Source organism: Streptomyces sp. NPDC048411 (genome assembly GCF_040704695.1).
Classification (GTDB): Bacteria; Actinomycetota; Actinomycetes; order Streptomycetales; family Streptomycetaceae; genus Streptomyces.
The window spans coordinates 56,901-74,352 of the sequence record NZ_JBEZKL010000005.1 but is presented as its reverse complement, the minus strand read 5'-3'; the positions used below and the strand labels follow the sequence as shown (position 1 = coordinate 74,352).

The 17,452-nt window shown below is 69.2% G+C and carries 16 protein-coding genes, 3 pseudogenes and 1 riboswitch; of the genes and pseudogenes, 11 read left to right on the top strand and 8 right to left on the bottom strand.

All coding sequences use genetic code 11. The features are described 5' to 3' along the window. Positions 1-117 precede the first annotated feature (117 nt). Entirely contained in the window at positions 118-978 is an 861-nt protein-coding gene (locus AB0915_RS03485) for an SAM hydroxide adenosyltransferase (protein WP_366689491.1), read from the bottom strand. A gap of 606 nt (positions 979-1,584) precedes the next feature. Here AB0915_RS03485 and AB0915_RS03480 point away from each other — a divergent pair. Then, positions 1,585-1,752: a hypothetical protein gene (locus AB0915_RS03480; protein WP_366689490.1), complete on the top strand. Its 168-nt coding sequence runs from the start codon at positions 1,585-1,587 to the stop codon at positions 1,750-1,752. Positions 1,753-1,817: 65 nt separating this feature from the next. Here the strand turns inward: AB0915_RS03480 and AB0915_RS03475 are convergent. After that, positions 1,818-2,075, bottom strand: a pseudogene (locus tag AB0915_RS03475) (site-specific integrase); the annotation flags it as partial. A gap of 315 nt (positions 2,076-2,390) precedes the next feature. Here AB0915_RS03475 and AB0915_RS03470 point away from each other — a divergent pair. Beyond that, positions 2,391-3,434, top strand: a complete 1,044-nt coding sequence (locus AB0915_RS03470) for a hypothetical protein (protein WP_366689489.1) — start codon at positions 2,391-2,393, stop codon at positions 3,432-3,434. Between the two features lie 52 nt (positions 3,435-3,486). Continuing rightward, positions 3,487-3,747, top strand: coding sequence for a hypothetical protein (locus AB0915_RS03465; protein WP_366689488.1), 261 nt, complete (start codon positions 3,487-3,489; stop codon positions 3,745-3,747). A gap of 142 nt (positions 3,748-3,889) precedes the next feature. Here AB0915_RS03465 and AB0915_RS03460 read toward each other — a convergent pair whose 3' ends face one another. Next, entirely contained in the window at positions 3,890-5,197 is a 1,308-nt protein-coding gene (locus AB0915_RS03460; protein WP_366689487.1) for an MFS transporter, read from the bottom strand. Between AB0915_RS03460 and AB0915_RS03455 the strand changes: the two genes are divergently transcribed. Next, entirely contained in the window at positions 5,196-6,185 is a 990-nt protein-coding gene (locus tag AB0915_RS03455; protein ID WP_366689486.1) for a DUF5937 family protein, read from the top strand. The two genes, AB0915_RS03460 and AB0915_RS03455, sit on opposite strands and share 2 nt — an antisense overlap. Before the next feature lie 243 nt (positions 6,186-6,428). On the opposite strand, the gene AB0915_RS03450 is transcribed toward AB0915_RS03455, so the two are convergent. Continuing rightward, positions 6,429-7,085 (bottom strand): hypothetical protein, encoded by a 657-nt coding sequence (locus tag AB0915_RS03450; protein WP_366689485.1) that lies wholly within the window; start codon positions 7,083-7,085, stop codon positions 6,429-6,431. Positions 7,086-7,186: 101 nt separating this feature from the next. Here AB0915_RS03450 and AB0915_RS03445 point away from each other — a divergent pair, with 101 nt between their 5' ends. From AB0915_RS03445 to AB0915_RS03430, 4 genes are all read left to right on the top strand, one after another. Next, complete coding sequence (locus AB0915_RS03445; RefSeq protein ID WP_366689484.1) at positions 7,187-8,734, top strand: RNase A-like domain-containing protein; 1,548 nt, start codon at positions 7,187-7,189, stop codon at positions 8,732-8,734. A gap of 27 nt (positions 8,735-8,761) precedes the next feature. After that, positions 8,762-9,325, top strand: a complete 564-nt coding sequence (locus tag AB0915_RS03440) for a hypothetical protein (RefSeq protein WP_366689483.1) — start codon at positions 8,762-8,764, stop codon at positions 9,323-9,325. A gap of 83 nt (positions 9,326-9,408) precedes the next feature. Continuing rightward, positions 9,409-9,708, top strand: a complete 300-nt coding sequence (locus tag AB0915_RS03435) for an RNase A-like domain-containing protein (RefSeq protein ID WP_366689482.1) — start codon at positions 9,409-9,411, stop codon at positions 9,706-9,708. Between the two features lie 13 nt (positions 9,709-9,721). Beyond that, positions 9,722-10,378, top strand: a complete 657-nt coding sequence (locus AB0915_RS03430) for a contact-dependent growth inhibition system immunity protein (protein WP_366689481.1) — start codon at positions 9,722-9,724, stop codon at positions 10,376-10,378. Positions 10,379-10,587: 209 nt separating this feature from the next. On the opposite strand, the pseudogene AB0915_RS03425 reads toward AB0915_RS03430, so the two are convergent. The 3 genes and pseudogenes from AB0915_RS03425 to glyA all read right to left on the bottom strand — a co-directional run. Further along, positions 10,588-10,716, bottom strand: a pseudogene (locus AB0915_RS03425) (DNA-binding protein); the annotation flags it as partial. Then, the gene (locus tag AB0915_RS03420; RefSeq protein WP_366689480.1) at positions 10,703-10,858 is read right to left on the bottom strand and encodes a hypothetical protein; all 156 of its coding nucleotides are present in this window, start codon (positions 10,856-10,858) and stop codon (positions 10,703-10,705) included. The pseudogene AB0915_RS03425 and the gene AB0915_RS03420, both read right to left, overlap by 14 nt. Positions 10,859-10,936: 78 nt before the next feature. After that, the gene (gene glyA, locus AB0915_RS03415) at positions 10,937-12,211 is read right to left on the bottom strand and encodes a serine hydroxymethyltransferase (protein WP_366689479.1); all 1,275 of its coding nucleotides are present in this window, start codon (positions 12,209-12,211) and stop codon (positions 10,937-10,939) included. Between the two features lie 39 nt (positions 12,212-12,250). Continuing rightward, positions 12,251-12,376: riboswitch (ZMP/ZTP riboswitch) on the bottom strand. A gap of 128 nt (positions 12,377-12,504) precedes the next feature. Here glyA and AB0915_RS03410 point away from each other — a divergent pair. Together AB0915_RS03410 and AB0915_RS03405 are read left to right on the top strand one after the other, a co-directional pair. Next, positions 12,505-12,984, top strand: a pseudogene (locus AB0915_RS03410) (hypothetical protein); the annotation flags it as partial. A 355-nt stretch (positions 12,985-13,339) separates the two neighbouring features. Further along, positions 13,340-15,289, top strand: a complete 1,950-nt coding sequence (locus AB0915_RS03405; protein WP_366689478.1) for a S53 family peptidase — start codon at positions 13,340-13,342, stop codon at positions 15,287-15,289. 107 nt (positions 15,290-15,396) lie between these two features. Here the strand turns inward: AB0915_RS03405 and AB0915_RS03400 are convergent, their stop codons facing one another. Continuing rightward, complete coding sequence (locus tag AB0915_RS03400) at positions 15,397-16,455, bottom strand: Ku protein (RefSeq protein ID WP_366689477.1); 1,059 nt, start codon at positions 16,453-16,455, stop codon at positions 15,397-15,399. A 70-nt stretch (positions 16,456-16,525) separates the two neighbouring features. Between AB0915_RS03400 and ligD the strand changes: the two genes are divergently transcribed. After that, positions 16,526-17,413, top strand: coding sequence for a non-homologous end-joining DNA ligase (gene ligD, locus AB0915_RS03395; protein ID WP_366689476.1), 888 nt, complete (start codon positions 16,526-16,528; stop codon positions 17,411-17,413). The last annotated feature ends 39 nt before the right edge of the window (positions 17,414-17,452 follow it).

The following is a 17,452-nucleotide window of genomic DNA, read 5'->3' as shown; positions in this document are numbered from 1 at the left end:
GGTCAACGTGCCGACGGCGCACCAGGCGGAGGATTCCGGACATGCGCTTCAGCATTCCGGGCGCTGCGCTGCGGTGTCAATCGAGGCGGCCGTCGTTCGAGACGCCGCGACAACGCGTCAGCTGGTGGGATGGAGGACCCGGTCGCCTTCGCGCAGACCGAACAGTTCGGCTGCGGAACCGCCCCGCACCACCAGTTCGGCGAATCCCAGGCCCGAACTTCCGGTGGTGATGCCCGGCTCGCCGTACGGCACATCGGGCAGCCGGTCGTAACAGCGCACCTGGATCCGGCGGCCGTCGCGGGCGCTGTGGACGGACAGACCAGCCGCCACCCGGTGGCCGGGGATGGCAGCGACGGGGCGGTCCAGCTTGCAGTTGCCGAAGTTGTCCACCACGGCGACCCGCACCACGCCGGCCGTCTCGGCGCCCACCGCCCGCTGGTCGGGCCCGCCCACGACGTGCGGCCGCGCGGGGACCGGGCGACCGTCCACCAACCAGCGGGCCAGCAGCGGCACGTACCAGAGGCTGCGGAACTGGGTCCGCCCGATCTCCTCGGCCTCGGCCGGCGACAGCTCGGCCCACTGAGCGGCGGCCGTCTCCACCACCTCGCGCACGTCGGTGACCTGAATCTCCGTCAGGTCCAGGTAGGTCGACAGCGGCGCGAGGACTCGGGGATTCAACGTGCTGATCACCAGGTGCTGCTTGTGGCGGAAGTAGCAGAACGGCGCCCCGTTGGGCCAGGAGCCGTCCCGCGGCGCGATATTGACCAGCACCACGACCGGGTGCGTCGGCCCGCCGACGAGATCGGTGGCGCGCAGCAGGTCGAGCAGCGTGAGCGCGGCGACGCCCTCCGGGTCCGGCCCGGTCAGCGGAAGGACACTCGGCGTGGCCCCGAAGAGGGCGGCGATCCTGGCCGACTGTCGGGCCACCGCGTTGGGGTCGGCGCAATCGGTGAGCGAGATGACCGGGGGGTGGGTCATGGCGAGGTTCTCCTGCCGGATGGAGTCGGCCGCACGCGGCGGCCACGGGGACGACTGGGGGTCGGTGAGGAGCGCGGGAGGCAACGGGGACAACAAAAAACGGACCCCCCGTTGCCGGAGGGTCCGTCGCGTCCTGCGCGCACACGGCTTCGCTAGCGAAGCGCCTCCGACATTCGGGGCATCATTCGCATCATGGCGAGGGTGGTGGTGTGCAGCATGGGCGGCACTTTAGCACCGCAAATACCCACCCGGTCCACCCTGACCAGAATGTGGACCGGGACCGTCGCGGGGAGGGGCTACGCGGGCCGGTCGGCAAGGACCGAGTTGGCGAGTGCGAACCGGGTGACCCGCTGTATGTGCAGGCGTGTGCCGCCCGAAGCGGCCGTATGTCGGGGTCCGTGGACGAGCCGTGGACGGGATCTTGGAGCATTCCCGCAGGTGATGAGACTCCTTGGAGTCGAGCAGACCTGCTCCTCATTATCGTCGTCCCGGTCTTGGACCATATGCCGCGGGCGGGGAGTATGAGCATGACTGAGGGGGCTGTCGTGCCCTCTTCAGTCGCCGCCCGCCGGCAGACGAATGGACGAGTTGGGGGATCTCGTGGATGTGACCACGCTTGCCGTTGCGCTCATCAGCGTCGGAGGAGCGCTGGGCGGAACTCTGGGCGGGGCAAAGCACACTCGCTTGCATATGCTCGATGCGCTCGATAGCGATTCGACGAACCTTGAGCGCCTGCTCGCCTCCGAACAGAGCCAGGTCGCCAGGTCTGCTTGACGGGCAGCACAAATGATGAGGCCCCTGGGCAGGACGCCAGGGGCCTCGGACGTGGTCGGGTGCTGTCACTCGTACTCGCGAAGCAGGTCCTCGATACGCCGGTTGGCAACGTCCTGCCGTCCGTCGAGGCATTTCGCGTAACGGGTCAAGAGGACCTCAGCGCTGTTGCCGGCGCGTTCGGCAACCTCGGTGGGATCGACTCCAGCATTGAGCCACGTCGACAGCGCCGAGTGCCGAAGGTCGTACGGCCGACTCGCGAGAGGCGAGGCCACGACAGCCGGCGGCAAGGCGAGGAGCCGGGCCTCCTGCCACAGGCGGTAGTACTCCAGCCGTAGATCGTGCAGTCGGCACGCCGCACCGGTGCAGAACAGCCTTCAGTGCAGCGAGATCCAATCGTCCGCAAGGCCCGTTCGTTCCTCCCCCAGGCGAGGGAGGCGGATGGTCCGTGCGTTGGATGTGACCGGTGCGGGTGCGGGGGAGTCTTGGTTGTCAGCAACACGGAACCGGAGGTCAGGGTGGCTGTTCCTACGAACTCGCAGACACATGCCGGCTCCAGGCCGCCGTTGCAGGACACGGGGTGGACGGTGTGGTCGCGGCGCTGGCCCATATGGGCACCGCATGCCGCCGCGGCGTGGGGCGTGTTGTTCGCCGCAGTCCAGGTCACATGGGCTGCATCGGGCACCACCGTGCCCTGGTCGCCGGACGTCGCGTATGCGCCGGGGGTCCAACTGCTCCTGGCTGCCCTCGCCGTCCTGGCCGCCGGAGCCTGCCTCGCCACCACCCGGACGCTCGCCAGGCGTGGCCGCGTGACGGTGGCGGCGTCGCTGATCCTGGCGGTCCCGGTGTTCGTCATGGGGATGGCCGGCCTGCCGGCGTACTTCGTGATGCTGGCGTCGTTCTCCGGGGTGGAGAGCGCCACCGGCCTGGCGCATACGCTGTTGAGCGCGGTGGGCGCCGCACTTCTGATCCTCGTCGCAATGTCGTACCGCCGACGGCTGCGCGGCAGGTGCCCGCGGTGCGGACACGACCATCCAGGTGATTTTGACGGTCCGCTCGCCCATCCCGGCCCCTCCCTCGCGTCGAGGCGAACCAGAGTCACGGTCTACCTGCTCATGGGCGGGCTCCTGCCGTGGGCCGCAGTCAAGACGATCTGGACGCTGGGCGGCGATGCGATCGGTGTGACGGCCCAGGGGTGGCGGGAGAGCAACGCGGGCGCGTCGGGGGTCGCGAAGGCCCTCGCATCGGTGGGAATCGACGTCACCGTGCTGGCCGCGGCGGCCGCGGTCTTCCTGCTCCTGGGACTGCTGCACCCGTGGGGACAAGTCTTCCCCCGCTGGACACTGTTCCTCTCCGGGCGGCGAGTTCCACGGCTACTGCTCTTGCTGCCGGCCTGGTTGTGCGCGGTCGGCCTGTCGGTGTACGGAGTCGTCCTGCTGATCACGGCCCCGCTCATCGGCATCGGAGTGCTGCCGAAGCTGGAGCCGTCCGGTGCGTTCACCACCAGTTCCGGGATCACCTGGATGGTCGCGTTCGGCGGGCTGGCCTTTGGCGGTCTGGGCTTTGGCCTCATCGCGGCCGCCCGTTCCTACTCCGCCCGGACCCGCCCCGCCTGCGCCAATGCCGCCACTCCAGTACCGACACCGTCAGCAGGGCGATCGAGCTCCGTCAGCCCGCCGGCGTGATCACGATCTACGGCTGGAGTATTAGTAGGCATCCTTTGGCCTGCTGGACGTATTGGCAGGCGAACGGCCCGGCTGGAGGGAACGCGCCGCGAACCTCGCCAACGACGTCGCCGCCGTCCACGCCTCCCAGTCCGCGGTCACGCATGCGGCGGCGAAGCTCCACACGGCCGAAGCGGTGGCCGGTGGCCAGGAAGAGATCGTCCAGTTCGAGGTCCCACTAGGCGGTGGCGTGCTCGACGATCACCTTGGGAGGCTGCCCCGCCGCTGTCACTACCTGCGGTGGTGTCACACGTTCGAGGGGCGGTCTCCGTGAGACCGCCCCTGCACGTTCAAAGCCCCGCTAACACTCCCGCCACCCGGTGAAACCCACAGGTCAGACACCGAATTCCTGCTGGAGTACTAGGCGAGGGCGACAAGGAGCATCACGCCTGCGATCGCGCCCGGACGCGGCCGGGTCACGGGCTGGTTCCGAGGGTGGTCATTTGCCGAACCGGCGACAGCGCGATCGGGATCCACACACAGGCCAGGAACGCGGCCGAGGCTCCCAGGGCCCACCGGATACCACTGGCCGTGGCCAGAGCACCAGTTGTTGCGGCGCCAAGCGCGACAGCGCCGGTGAAGAGCACGCGCATGGTGCCGTTGACACGGGCCATGAGGCTGGCAGGGGTGACTTGCTGCCGGAAAGTCATCATCAGGACGGAGTCGAAGCCGACTTTGAGCATGACCAGCGCCCACCCGACAGCTGCAATGGGGCCGGGCACAGGTCGGCCGAGCAGAGGGATGGCGATAGCCAGTGGTGCGACCGCGATCCCGACGAGCAGGACCGCTCGACCTGCGCCGAGCTTGTCGGCCAGCCTGACGGCTGTCACGGCGCCAATCAGGCCGCCGACACCGCCAGTGCCGAGGAACATCCCCAGAGTCCTCTCACTCCATCCGAGCTCGGTCAGCGCGAGCACTGGGAGCAGCGTCATCACTCCGGCGATACCGATGTTGACCATGGAGCCGGCGATCACCACGGTGCGTAGGACAGGCTGGCGGGCGACGAACGTGACGCCCTCGCCGATCTCGTGCAGTAGGTGCCGTCGAGGGGCATCGCTGGCCGGACGCTCCCGCGTGGTGAGCGTGGACAACCACCCTGCGGACCACAGGTATCCCGCGGCCATGACGAGCAGCACCATGGGCGCGGTCAGCAGTCCGGCCGCCCACCCAGCCAACGGTGGACCCCCGATGAGCGCTGCCTGGGTGATCGTGGCCAAGCGCGCGTTGGTGCGCGCGAGCAGGGCACCGGGGGCTAGATCCTTGACGAAGCTCTGGGCGCCCAGGTCGAAGAACACCGTTGCCACGCCCTGAATCACCACGACTGCCAGCAGGTGGGTCATCGTCAAACGCCCGAACCGCGCGGCAACGGGCACGGTGATCAGCGCAGCCGCCCGCACCAGGTCCGCGCCGATCATGACCGGACGGCGCCGCACCCGGTCCAACCACGCACCGACCGGCAATCCAAGGATCACGAAGGGCAACGTCAGCGCGGTCTGCAACAGCGACGTCCCTTCTGCCCCCGCGTGCAGCATGGTGACCGCCGTCAACGGAACGGCCACCTGACCAATCTGGGCACCCCACAGCGCAACCCCGGACGCCGTGAGATACCGAGTGCGCTCCCGTGGAGCGGCCGCCGAACCCGCCGCGATTGTCTCAGTCATGGCAGGCAGCGTCCGGGAACTCATCACGCTCTTCAATGGATTCACGCTAGAGTGAATGCTCATGACGCCCACGCTCACCCTGGCCTTGGACACGGCTGATCTGAGCCATCTGCGCTGGGCCATCTCGCCGGCCTGGGAGCTGCTGGCATCCATCAGGACACTGACCCAGTCGGCAAGCCACGCGATCCACATGCCATGGCTGTCCGATCACCGCCACGACCCGCTCCTCACCGGACCTGGAACGGCCGCAGCCCGCGACCTCACCGCAGGCCCCCCGAGCCACCTTCCCGGGTTCCTTGCGCCCACCCCGCTCTCACCCCTGACCGCGCTCGACGACGAACTCGACGAGGTGCGCCGCACCCCGTCCGATGTCGTCCGCCGTGACTTGGCCGCAGTCTTCGGTGGCGATCTACCGGCCAGCTTGGCACCGATGCTGCGCGCGCCCCGACGCGAAATGGAGACGATCGTCGCTGACCTACGTCGCTACTGGCAGCGCGCCCTGGCCCCGACCTGGCCGAAGATCCAAGCCCTGCTCGAGTCCGATATCCACTACCGGGCCCGCTCCCTGACTGAGCGCGGACCTGCGGCGATGTTCGCCGACATCCACCCCGACCTCGCCTTCGATCAGGCCACCGGAACTCTACGGATCGTCAACCGACAGGCAGGTCTTGTCGATCCGCATCGCTCACTAGAGGGACGCGGCTTGGTCCTGGTGCCGTCGGCGTTCGCGTGGCCAAGGCTCTACGTCAAGACATCGGCGCCTTGGGTTCCCGTGATCCGCTACCCCGTCCGTGGCATCGGAACCCTGTGGGAATCACGCGCCGACACCTCCGACTTGGCCCCAGCGCTCGGCGCCACCCGAGCCATGCTCCTCAACCTCCTCGAAACCCCAGCCAGCACTTTGGAGCTCGCCAACCGAACCGGACTGGCTCCTGGCGGTGTATCCGCACAGCTGCACAAGCTCACCCAAGCCGGCCTCGTCGTACCCCACCGAACAGGACGAATCGTGCTCTACGCCAGAACAGTCAGAGGCGAAGCCCTGCTCCGCTGAGACGGGCCATGAAGATCTCGATCTACAGCTGGAGTACTAGCCCCTTCAGTCGTAGATCAGTACCGCCGCTGTAGTTTGCTCGGCTCTGTTCGGCGGGGGTCGTGGGGTGCCGGGTGCGGCTGAGCGGCTGTGGTTGCGTCGTCGGTGACAGGCGCGGGCGAGGCCTGGTGGTAGCGGCGCCAGCGTGACCAGTGCAGTCCGTGCCTGATCCGCTCCTTCGGTGCGGGCTGAGGGGCCATCACCTCAAGGAGTCGACGGACCTCGTAGGCGGTATAGGCGATCGGGGCGGTGCCATCGAGGCTGGTGGGACCTCGGAAGTCCCCCTCTCTGCCCCAGCGGCCTGTCGGGCCGGGGAGTGGCCTGTTCGCGTGCGGCGGCGGCCTGGGCGACCAGGAAGGCGGCGGCCAGTTGCGCCAGGGTGATGTGCCGGTACCAGCCGTGGAAGGAGCGCACCTCGTAGTCGGCCATCCCGGCCGCCGACTTGGCCAGCTTGATAGCTTCTTCCACCCGCCGGCGCGCCCCGGGCACCAGTACGAGCTCCTCCACCTCGGTCTCCTGCGGGCCCCAGGCCAGGTAGTAGTCCCGCTTGTCGGGTTCGGCCGGGCGGCGGCGGACGATCACCCACCGGGCCCAGGCACCCTCCCCGACCTCCGAATCGGGGTCCGGGATGCGGCGCACCCACCACTGCCAGGCGCGGGAGTCCAGTTGGCGCGGGCCGGCCGCGAGCTCGACCCAGTCCTGGTCGCCCGCGACGCGTTCGACCAGGCGGGCCAGGTGCCGCCAGCCCGGGCGCGGCAGCACCGTGTGGTCGGCCGGCACTTTGACGGCATAAGGCAGGCGGTGCCGCTCCAGGAAGGCACGGAAGGCCCCGTCGCGGCCGTAGACCTCGTCCGCGGCCACCCACACGCGCCCGGTCGGCAGGTCGGCAGGTCGGCAAGGATCCGCTCGATCATCTGCTCGGCCAGCCTGGGCTTGGTGGCGAAGCCCAGCTCATCGGGGACGTGCGCGGGCTGGAGGTCTGGGGCAGATCCGTGCTCAGCGTCGGCGGCGTAGCAGTCGGGTTCACCGAGACGGCCAACGCCTACACCCGGGCGGACGCGGCGACCCACCCCAAGCCGGGGAAGACGGCCGAGCAGCGCCCGCGGCCCACGGTCATCGACAAGGCCCCGAACTTCGACTCGATACCCGACATCAAGTGGGGCGACGACGACGGCGACGACATCCTGCGCGGTCTGATGGAGGGGATCCCGGAGATCGTCCGGGACGTCCTCCAGCCCCTGTGCAAGCACGTGTTCCGGGTCGGCAAGGTCGCGGACGTCCACCCCTTCCCGCAGCAGCACTACCTCAACTCCCTGTGCCACAGCTGGATGAGCGTCTCCATCACGGCGTCGCTGGGGGCGGACCAACTCACCCAGGCCGTTGGCGCCATCACCAACCACCAGCAGGCCGACTGGGAAGCCGCGATGCGGACCTTCTGCAGCGCCCTGTGGGGCGCGACGGCCTGGGGGCAGCAGCGGAACGGTTACCAGTGGGCGCAGACGGCCGGCTCCGGTCCAGGCACGCCCCGCGTGCCCACGGGCAGCGAGCCGGTGCTGGCCGTACTGAAGGACACGGCCGACAACATCGCCACTATCCTGCGCGAGTACGCGGAAGCTGCCGTCGACCTGAACCGCGATGTCGCGGACGAGCTCCACCGCGCCATGTGGAAGGCCGCCAAGGAGATCATCGAGGACCTGGCCAAGCCCAAGGACCCCAAGAGCATTCTCAGCACCGTCACGTCCGTCATCGGCAAGGGTGCGGGCCTGGTCCTGTCGTTCGACGTCAAGACCGTGCTGAACATCGACACGGCCAAGCTGAACGGGATCGTCGACACGTACACCGGCATTCTGGCGGGTCTGACCACCCGCATGGAGGCGCTGAAGGAGCCGCTGGACGAGGCGTACCTGAGCGCCCCCAAGTTCGAGGCCGGCGTCGCCCGTGCGCAGGGCTTCGGCGCCCGGGCCCTGGAGGAGTTCAAGGACTCGCAGGTCTGGCTGAAGGTCGACTCGAACGGCAACTACGACCTGAACCTCGCCGCCAACGAGTACATGGCGGACGGCCATACCCTGGACAAGCACGTCGGCAAGACGGACGAGCAGCTCGCGCAGCGCCTGCGCGACCAGCAGTCGAACGGCCCGACGCAGGCCTGGCCGTATGGCAAGCCCATGCCAAGCGGCTCCTCGGCCTTCCCGAACTACCAGCGCGCGGAGGAGCTGACCGAGTACACCCTCAACAAGAACAAGGCCGCCATCGAGGCGTGGATCAAGGGCCCACCGCCGGCGTCCGACGGCGACGTCAAGTCGTTCTACGCGACGGCGCCCAACGGCGAGACCAGTGGCCGCAGCGTGAGCAAGCAGCCGGTGGACCCGAACGACCCGCTGTCCGGGTACAAGCAGGGCGGCCTGAACGCCAAGGCGTACGACGTGAACGGCATCGACACGCGAATCCGGTACGACAGCAGCCGCACCCCACCGTTCACCGTCATGACGTCGATGCCCTCCAAGTCCTAGCGCCCCGCCGAGAAAGGCCAGCACCACATGTCCGTCGATCAGGCGTCCTGGGAAGCCGCAGTACGCCACCTGTACGAGGACGCGTACCCGTACGACGCCACGGGCCCGCGTCGCCACGAGGACTGGATCCTCGACGTCCTCGCGCTGATGGCCCGGGCCGTCCCGGACCCTCGGGGCTGGGCCGGTCTCGACGACGCGGCGCAGAGCCCGGAGCGCGAGGGATTCCCCACGTACCCGTTCGCCGTCCACTCCCCGGAGTACGTCGCGCAGCGCCTCCACGAGATCAACCAGGCCAGCGCCGAGAACCTGCTGCTGGCCCTCACGGACGACTGCTGCACCCTGTCCAACTTGGAGCGCTTCACAGAGAGCGAGGCGGAGCTACGGGCGATGGCGCGCACGATCCTCGCGCGTTACGGGGACGAGGCCACCTATCACACCAACGTCAGCAGGCCCGGCCCTGTGCCTGGCACGCTCGACTTCACGACGCCGAACTGGGGGTACAGCCTGCTGAGCGTTTACACGGAGGACTACGGTCTGGTCGTCGTCACGGACACCGAGGTGGGCATGTTCTGGAACTTCTCCGACTACTGATCCGCCTGCGGACCCGGCTGCCGATCCGAATGCCGATCCGAATGAGCGCAGCTCCTGACCAGGTGATTTGAGAGGATTCCCCCGTGCTGACCCGTTCCGCTTCCTATCCCGACCGGGAGACCGCCCAATGGGCCACCCAGCAGGTGGTGACCGCCAACGAGCAGGCCGTCCACCGCTGGCTCGCCCAGGGCACCCGGGCACGCCTCACCATCGAGGCCGCCTGGCCCTCCCGCGAGGATCCCGTGGGCCGGGTCCAGCTGGAGGCCGACCTGCTGGCCGGGCAGGGGCCCGTCGATGTCCGCGCGGCGCGCGTGGTGTTGCGCCGCGAACCGTCGAGCCCGCACGGCTTCGTCGTCCACACGACCGTCCCGTTCTACCTGTAGGGGCCGCACGCACATGTCCATGAAGCCCCTCGAACACGACCGCCGGTACGGCGAGCTGGACCAGGTGATGCGCGCGTACCTGGGGCAGCCGGCCGACGACACCCCGGAGCGGCGCAGCCGCGCGCTGGACGCGTACCTCCGTCGCACCTGGCACACCCGCCCCTCGGCCATCGCGGAGGCGGAGCGCCAGCTGCGCGAGTACAGCCGCAACCCTCCGGGCCGCATCCGGCACGGCCTGGGCGAGTTCTACGCGATCCCGGACACCGGGATGCCCCAGTCGGAGATCGGCGGCTGGCTGATGGTGCTGGCCGACCACCTGAAGAAGAGCATCGAGGAAGGCGACGTCCCGGAACCGTCGTCCCCGCAGACTCACTGGGAGTGGCACGCACGCTTCCCGGAGACCGCGCAGCTGCTCGGGGGCTGGTTCTCGCAGGACATCGTCGACGAGTTCCCCGACCACGACGCGGCCGCCGCCGACTACGCGGCCACCACCGACCCCCAACTGGTCGCACGCCTCGTGGGCGAACTCCACGAGTTGCTCACCCTCCCCCTGGACGAGGGGGACTACGCCTTGGCAGCCGCCGAACTCGGCATGGAGGTAGGCCCGCCCGAGCCGTTCTCCTACGGCGCCTGGTTCCAGTCGCTGGCGACGACGCTGTCCAGCATCTGATCCAGCCCCCTGACCTGTGGCTTTCCCGAGGCGAAGCGGGCGCTACCAGTTGGCTGCCGCACGGCGCCCCGCGTTACGGGACACATGGAGGGCGCGAGCGCGCATGGAAAGGGGCGGGGTGATCCCCTTTGTCCAGCTCCACCGGAGCATCGGGAGGATCGCAGGTGGGATGGATGGCATGAGCGAGCACACCGGTAAGTACTCGATCATTCCAGGGCTGGGCGGTTGGTGCGCGGGTGAACCACCTCCGCCAGGGTGGCCGCGGATGTGATCACGCGCAGGTCGTCGGTGCGGGCCAGGGCGAGCCAGGTGGCGACCGTGCGGTCACACAGGACGGCGGACGGATTGACCGGGGCGGACGGTCACCGCCGCGATCTCGGTCTCTGCTGGTGCAGGGACGATGCCGGGGGCCACCAGTTCCGCCCAGACCGTTTTCCCGACTCCGGCCGGACGGTTGTCCACACCCCAGCGGTCTGCCACCGGCAGGACCGTACGGCCGAGCCGGTGACGGACGCCGGATCCCGGGGTGCGGGATCCGGCGGACATCACGCGGTCAGGTCACGCCACCGGCAGACCCGGCGCCGGATACGCGTCCATCAGGGCCTTCACCTCGCCGCGCACCTTCTCGACGGCGGACTCGTCGCCCGTGCGGGCCGCCTCGACGACGCGGTCGATCCACTCCGCGACCGTGCCCATCTCGGAGGCGGGGATCCCGCGGGAGGTCAGGGCCGGGGTGCCCATGCGGATGCCGGACGGGTCGAAGGGCTTGCGAGGGTCGTACGGAACGGCGTTGTAGTTGACGACGATGCCGGCCCGGTCCAGGGCCTTCGCCGCGATCTTGCCGGGTACGTCCTTGCCGGTGAGGTCGATCAGCAAGAGGTGGTTGTCCGTGCCGCCGGAGACCAGGTCGAAGCCGCGGGAAGCCAACTCCACACCCAGGGCGCGGGCGTTGGCGACGACCTGGTGGGCGTAGTCGCCGAAGCCGGGGGTCGCGGCCTCCTTGAGGGCCACCGCGATCGCCGCCGTGGTCTGGTTGTGCGGGCCGCCCTGGAGGCCGGGGAAGACGGCGCGGTCGATGGCGCGCGCGTGCTCCGCCCGGCTCAGCAGCATCGCGCCGCGCGGACCGCGCAGGGTCTTGTGGGTGGTGGTGGAGACCACGTCGGCGTACGGGGCGGGCGAGGGGTGGGCGCCGCCCGCGATCAGGCCCGCGATGTGGGCGATGTCGGCGACCAGGACGGCACCGACCTCGTGGGCGATCTCGGCGAAGCCGGCGAAGTCGATCGTCCGGGGTACGGCCGTACCGCCGCAGAAGATCAGCTTGGGGCGCTCGGCGCGGGCCAGGTCGCGGACCTCGTCCAGGTCGATGCGGCCGGTGTCGCGGCGGACGCCGTACTGCACACCGCGGAACCAGGTGCCGGTCGCGGAGACGCCCCAGCCGTGTGTGAGGTGGCCGCCCATCGGCAGCGACATGCCGAGCACGGTGTCGCCGGGCTGCAGGAAAGCCAGGTACACCGCGAGGTTGGCGGGCGATCCGGAGTACGGCTGCACATTGGCGTGGTCCATGCCGAAGAGGGAGGTGGCCCGTTCGACGGCCACCGTCTCCACCTGGTCGATGATCTGCTGGCCCTCGTAGTACCGCTTGCCGGGGTAGCCCTCGGAGTACTTGTTCTGGAGCACTGTGCCGGAGGCCTCCAGCACGGCTGCGGAGACGTAGTTCTCACTGGGGATCAGGCGAAGGGTGTCGGCCTGGAGCTGCTCCTCCGCGGTGACGAGGGCGGCGAGCTCCGGGTCGGTGGCGGTGAGTGCGGGGCGGCGGTTCTCGGGTGTCGTCACGGGATCCTCCCGGGTCTGGCGCATGGCTGCGGCGTGGACCCGGATTGCCCAGGCGGACGGCTCTCCGGCGGTAACGCCTCCAGGCAGGCCCGGAGTGTGCCGCTTCCTCGTGGTCGGTTCCACGGATCACCCCTGCCGGGATGCGCGCCAGTCGCGGCGCCTCTCAGTCTACTGACGGGGGCGGCCCGGGGAGCTGTGTGATGGGCCGTTCGTGGATGTTTCACCCCGATTGACACCCTTCGTGGCCGCGAGGATGGCGGGAGGGCCGGGCGCGGTCAGGGGTGCCGCGCCGGCGGGCGCACGCCCGGGACATCGCCATCGCCGCGGAGATCGCCGCCGACCGGCCCGCGGCGGGCAGGCGGCTGCCGCCGTCCGGGAGTCCGGGCGGTTCCCGGACGGAGCTCGTGATCAGCAACGACGCCCCGAGCGGCGTCGAGATCCTCTACACCGGTCCGGTCACGGCCGCGTCTCACTCAAGGGGTGCGGCAGCTGTCGGCAGTACACCTCGGAGGGCAGCGGGTCGTCGCTCGCCTGCAAGTCCGGCGGCAGGAACTATCCGGAGGCGCGGTTGCGGCTTCCTGCGGGCGAGTACCACTTCCTGTACAAGCACGGCACGGGTGCGAGCGTGGCCGTCCACAGCTACTCGTCCGGGTCGCGGATCAAACCCGGCTACACGTATACGAGTTGTACGTACGTCGTCGAGAGCTCGTACGGGCTGGCTGCCCTCCCTGACCAATCCCGTCAGCCTTGCGCCAGCGGGTTCTTCTCGGTGATCCCTGCGGACTGCGTGGTCACTGGGTCCCCTTTCCGTTTCGGCCGGCATCCTGCGCACCGGCGCGTCCTCAGGTTCTCCTGCGGTCCGGCGGAGCAGTCCCGTTCGCGAGGCAATGGCCCCTTTCCGGACAGACACGCGCGGACAACCGGTCAAAGACGGCCGGAGCAGTACCCTCCCGGCTGCACGCATTTCCGGACTTTCACCTCGAAATGCCCTTCGCACGGCTCCTCTTGACAGTTTCTTGGTGAACGCATGCCCCTTACGTAAAGGGTTCCTCGCCAGAGTGGCGGCTTACATGTGCACATCATCCGGCACATGCTCCACACGCGAAGAACCACATCGCAGGGGGTTTCATGAGAACCAGTCGTGCCAGACGTCGCGCCGGGCTGAGCATGGCAGCGACACTGCCGCTGCTCGCCGGTGCACTCGCCCTCGGCATACCGTCCGCCAGCGCGGACTCCGCACCCGCCGGCCGCGATGCTCTGCAGGGCACCAAGCCGGTCTGGGCCACGGCCAAGGCCGACCAGGGGGCCACCGCCGACAGCGGAAAGGTGAGTGTCCGGGTCCATCTGGCCGGCCGGGACGCGAAGGGGCTGGCCGCCTACGCCGCCGCCGTGTCCGACCCGAAGTCCCCTTCGTACGGGAAGTACCTGAGCGCCAAGGAGGCGCAGGCCCGCTTCGGGGCGACCCAGCACCAGATCGACCAGGTCGTTCAGTGGCTGAAGTCGAGCGGGCTGACCGTCACCGGCGCCCATCAGCACTACGTCTCCGCCACCGGTGACGTCGCCGCGGCCGAGAAGGCGTTCAGCACCCAGCTGCGCAACTACCGCAAGGGCAGCCGGACCTACCGCGCCCCGTCCTCCACGGCCTCCGTCCCGGCCGCGCTGAGCGACGCCGTCCTCGCCGTCTCCGGTCTGGACAACGCGCCGCACAAGTCGAGCCACGACGAGACGCTGCCACCGCCGGACGCGGTGTTCCGCAACTCCGGTCCGTTCTCCTCGTACTTCGGCTCCAGGACGGCCTCGACGCTGCCGAGCGCGTACGGCTCCAAGGTCCCGTACGCGATCAAGGGCTACACCGGCAAGCAGCTGCGCGCCGCGTACGGTGCGGGCAGATGGACCGGCAAGGGCGTGACCGTCGCGATCACCGACGCGTACGCCTCGCCGACCATCGCGAAGGACGCCGCCGAGTACGCCAAGCGCAACGGCGACGCCCCGTACAGGCACGGGCAGCTCAGCCAGGTCCTGCCGGACGACTATACGAAGACCGAGGAGTGCGGGGCGTCCGGCTGGTACGGCGAGGAGACCCTCGACGTCGAGGCCGTGCACGCGGTCGCGCCCGCCGCCAACATCGTCTACGTGGGCGGCGCGTCCTGCTACGACGCCGACCTGCTGGACTCGCTCAACAAGATCGTCGACCACCGGCTCGCCGACATCGTCTCCAACTCCTGGGGCGACGTCGAGGCCAACGAGACCCCGGACGTCGCAGCCGCGTACGACCAGGTCTTCAAGATGGGTGCGGTCGAGGGCATCGGCTTCTACTTCTCCTCCGGCGACGACGGCGACAACGTCGCGTCCACCGGCACGAAGCAGATCGACGTCCCGTCCAACTCTGCCTGGGTGACGTCGGTCGGCGGCACCTCACTGGCCGTCGGCAAGCACGACACGTACCAGTGGGAGACCGGCTGGGGCACGCTGAAGGCGTCCCTCGCCGCCGACGGCAAGAGCTGGACCGGCTTCCCCGGCGCGTACACCTCGGGCGCGGGCGGCGGCACCAGCTCGACCGTGAAGCAGCCGTTCTACCAGCGCGGTGTCGTCCCGGACTCGCTCGCGCGGGCGAACGGCAAGGCCCGGATGCGTACCGCCCCGGACATCGCGGCGGTCGCCGACCCGAACACCGGCTTCCTGGTCGGCCAGACGCAGACGCTGCCCGACGGCTCCCTCGGCTACGACGAGTACCGCATCGGCGGTACGTCGCTGGCGGCGCCGGTCATCGCGGGCGTCCAGGCGCTCGCGCAGCAGGCCCAGCACGGCCGGCCGCTCGGCTTCGCCAACCCGGCGATCTACGCCCGGTACGGCTCGAAGACGTACCACGATGTCACCGACCACCCGCTGGGTGCCAAGCGTGACCTCGCGGTCGCCCGCGTCGACTTCGCCAACAGCTCCGACGCGGCGGACGGCTTGCTGACGTCGGTGCGCAGCCTCGGCAAGGACGCCTCGCTCAAGGCGGTCAAGGGATACGACGACGTGACGGGTGTCGGGACTCCGGCAGCCGGATACGTGAACTCGTACCGCCGGCACTGACGCACAAGCTCGACGCGATGACTGCTCCGGGGCTTCGGCTCCGGGGCAGTCCTGCGTGGCAGCCCTGCGGACGCCCGGTCCCGGCGGCAGCGACTGCCGGCGTCCCGTCAGGCCGAGGCGCGTTTCCTGGGGGTTGCCTTCTTGGCCGTGGTCTTCGCGGTCTTCTTCGTCGCCGTCTTCGCGGTCGACTTCGTGGTCGACCGTGCGGTGGTCTTCTTTGCCGGGGTTCTGCCCGGTGTCGACTTCTTCGCGGCGGTCTTCCGGGGGGTGGCGGTCGCGGAGGCCTTCTTCTTCGCGCCGGTTCCGCCGCTCTTCTTGCGGGTGGCGAGCGACGTCACCTCGGCCACCGGTGCGCTCTCGGATTCCTCCGCCTCTTCCACCTCCTCGCTGCGGGCCTTCTTCGCCGCCCGGACGCTGCTCTCCAGTGCCGCGATCAGGTCGATGACCTTGCCACCGCCGATGTCGCCGGATGCTGCCGGTTCGAGTGCCTCGCCGGAGGCCTTCGAGGCGATCAGCGCCTCGACCGCCTCGCGGTAGTCGTCGTGGAGGGTATCCATGTCGACCTCGCCGAGCGTGGCCATCAAGGCGTCCGCCAGGTCGAGTTCGGCTTCGCGGATCGTGATGTCGGTCTCCGGGGCCACACCGTCGGTGGCGCGGATCTCGTCGGGCCAGAGCAGGCCGTGCATCGCGATCACGTCGTCGACGACGCGCAGCATGCCGAGCCGCTCCCGGCCGCGGAGCGCGTACTTGGCGACGGCCACCTTCTGGCTCCGCTTCAGGGCCTCGCGCAGCAGCGTGTACGGCTTGGCGGCGGGGACTCCGTTGGCGGAGAGGTAGTACGCCGTGTCCATTTGGAGCGGGTCGATCTCGGTGGCGGGCACGAAGGCGACGATCTCGATCGTTTTCGCGGTGGGAAGCGGGAGCGAGCCGAGGTCCTCGTCGGTGATCGGGATGATCGAGCCGTCCGCGTCCTCGTACCCCTTGCCGATCTCGGCGGCCGTCACTTCCTGCTCGTCGATTTCACAGACCTTCCGGTAGCGGATCCGGCCGCCGTCGGCGAGGTGGATCTGGCGGAAGGAGATCGAGTGGCTCTCGGTGGCGTTGACCAGCTTGATGGGGATGCTGACCAGCCCGAAGGAGATCGCGCCGTTCCAGATGGACCTCACCGTTCACCCCTTTGTCCATGGAAATACCGATAGATCACCGTTGATACCAAATTCATGTGATTCTTATCGTATGACGCCGATCACCGAGGTGGAGGGGCGGCGCCTGGCGCTCAGCAATCTCGACAAGGTTCTGTATCCGGCCACCGGAACCACCAAGGGCGAGGTGCTGCACTATTACGCGGCCACGGCGGCGGGAGCCCTGCTCGCGCATCTGTACAACCGGCCGGTGTCCTTCCTGCGCTATCCGGACGGGCCGGACGGGCAGCGGTTCTTCACCAAGAACCCCCCGCAGGGCACCCCGTCCTGGGTACGGATCGCCGAGGTGCCGCGGCATATGGCGCAGCAGGCCGGACAGGTGCTCATCCAGGATCTGGCGTCGTTGATGTGGGCGGCGAACCTGGTGGTGGAGTTCCATACGCCGCAGTGGCAGGCCGACAGGCCGGGGATCGCCGACCGAATGGTGTTCGACCTCGATCCGGGGGCTCCGGCAACCGTCGTGGAGTGCTGCGCGGTGGCCCTGTGGCTGCGCGAAAGGCTGGCGGCGGACGGGCTGCTCGCGTACGGGAAGACCTCTGGATCGAAGGGGCTGCATGTTCTCGTACCGCTGGAGCCGGCCTCCTCCGATCGGGTGTCGGCGTACGCGAAACAGCTGGCGGTGGAGGCGGAGCGGGACCTTCCGGAGCTGGTGGTGCACCGGATGACACGTGCGCTGCGGCCGGGGAAGGTGTTCGTCGACTTCAGCCAGAACGCGGCGGCGAAGACGACCGCCACCCCGTACACGCTGCGTGCCAGGGCCGAGCCGACCGTGTCCGCGCCTGTCACCTGGGCGGAGGTCAAGGACTGCCGGAGCCCCGCCGAACTGGTCTTTCTGGCCGGTGACATGGCCGGGCGGCTGGAGCGGTACGGGGATCTGCTCGGCCCGCTCATCAATCCGAACCGGGCCCGGCCGCTGCCCTGATGGCGCACGCATCCGGCCGTTGCCATGTCTGCAAGCAAA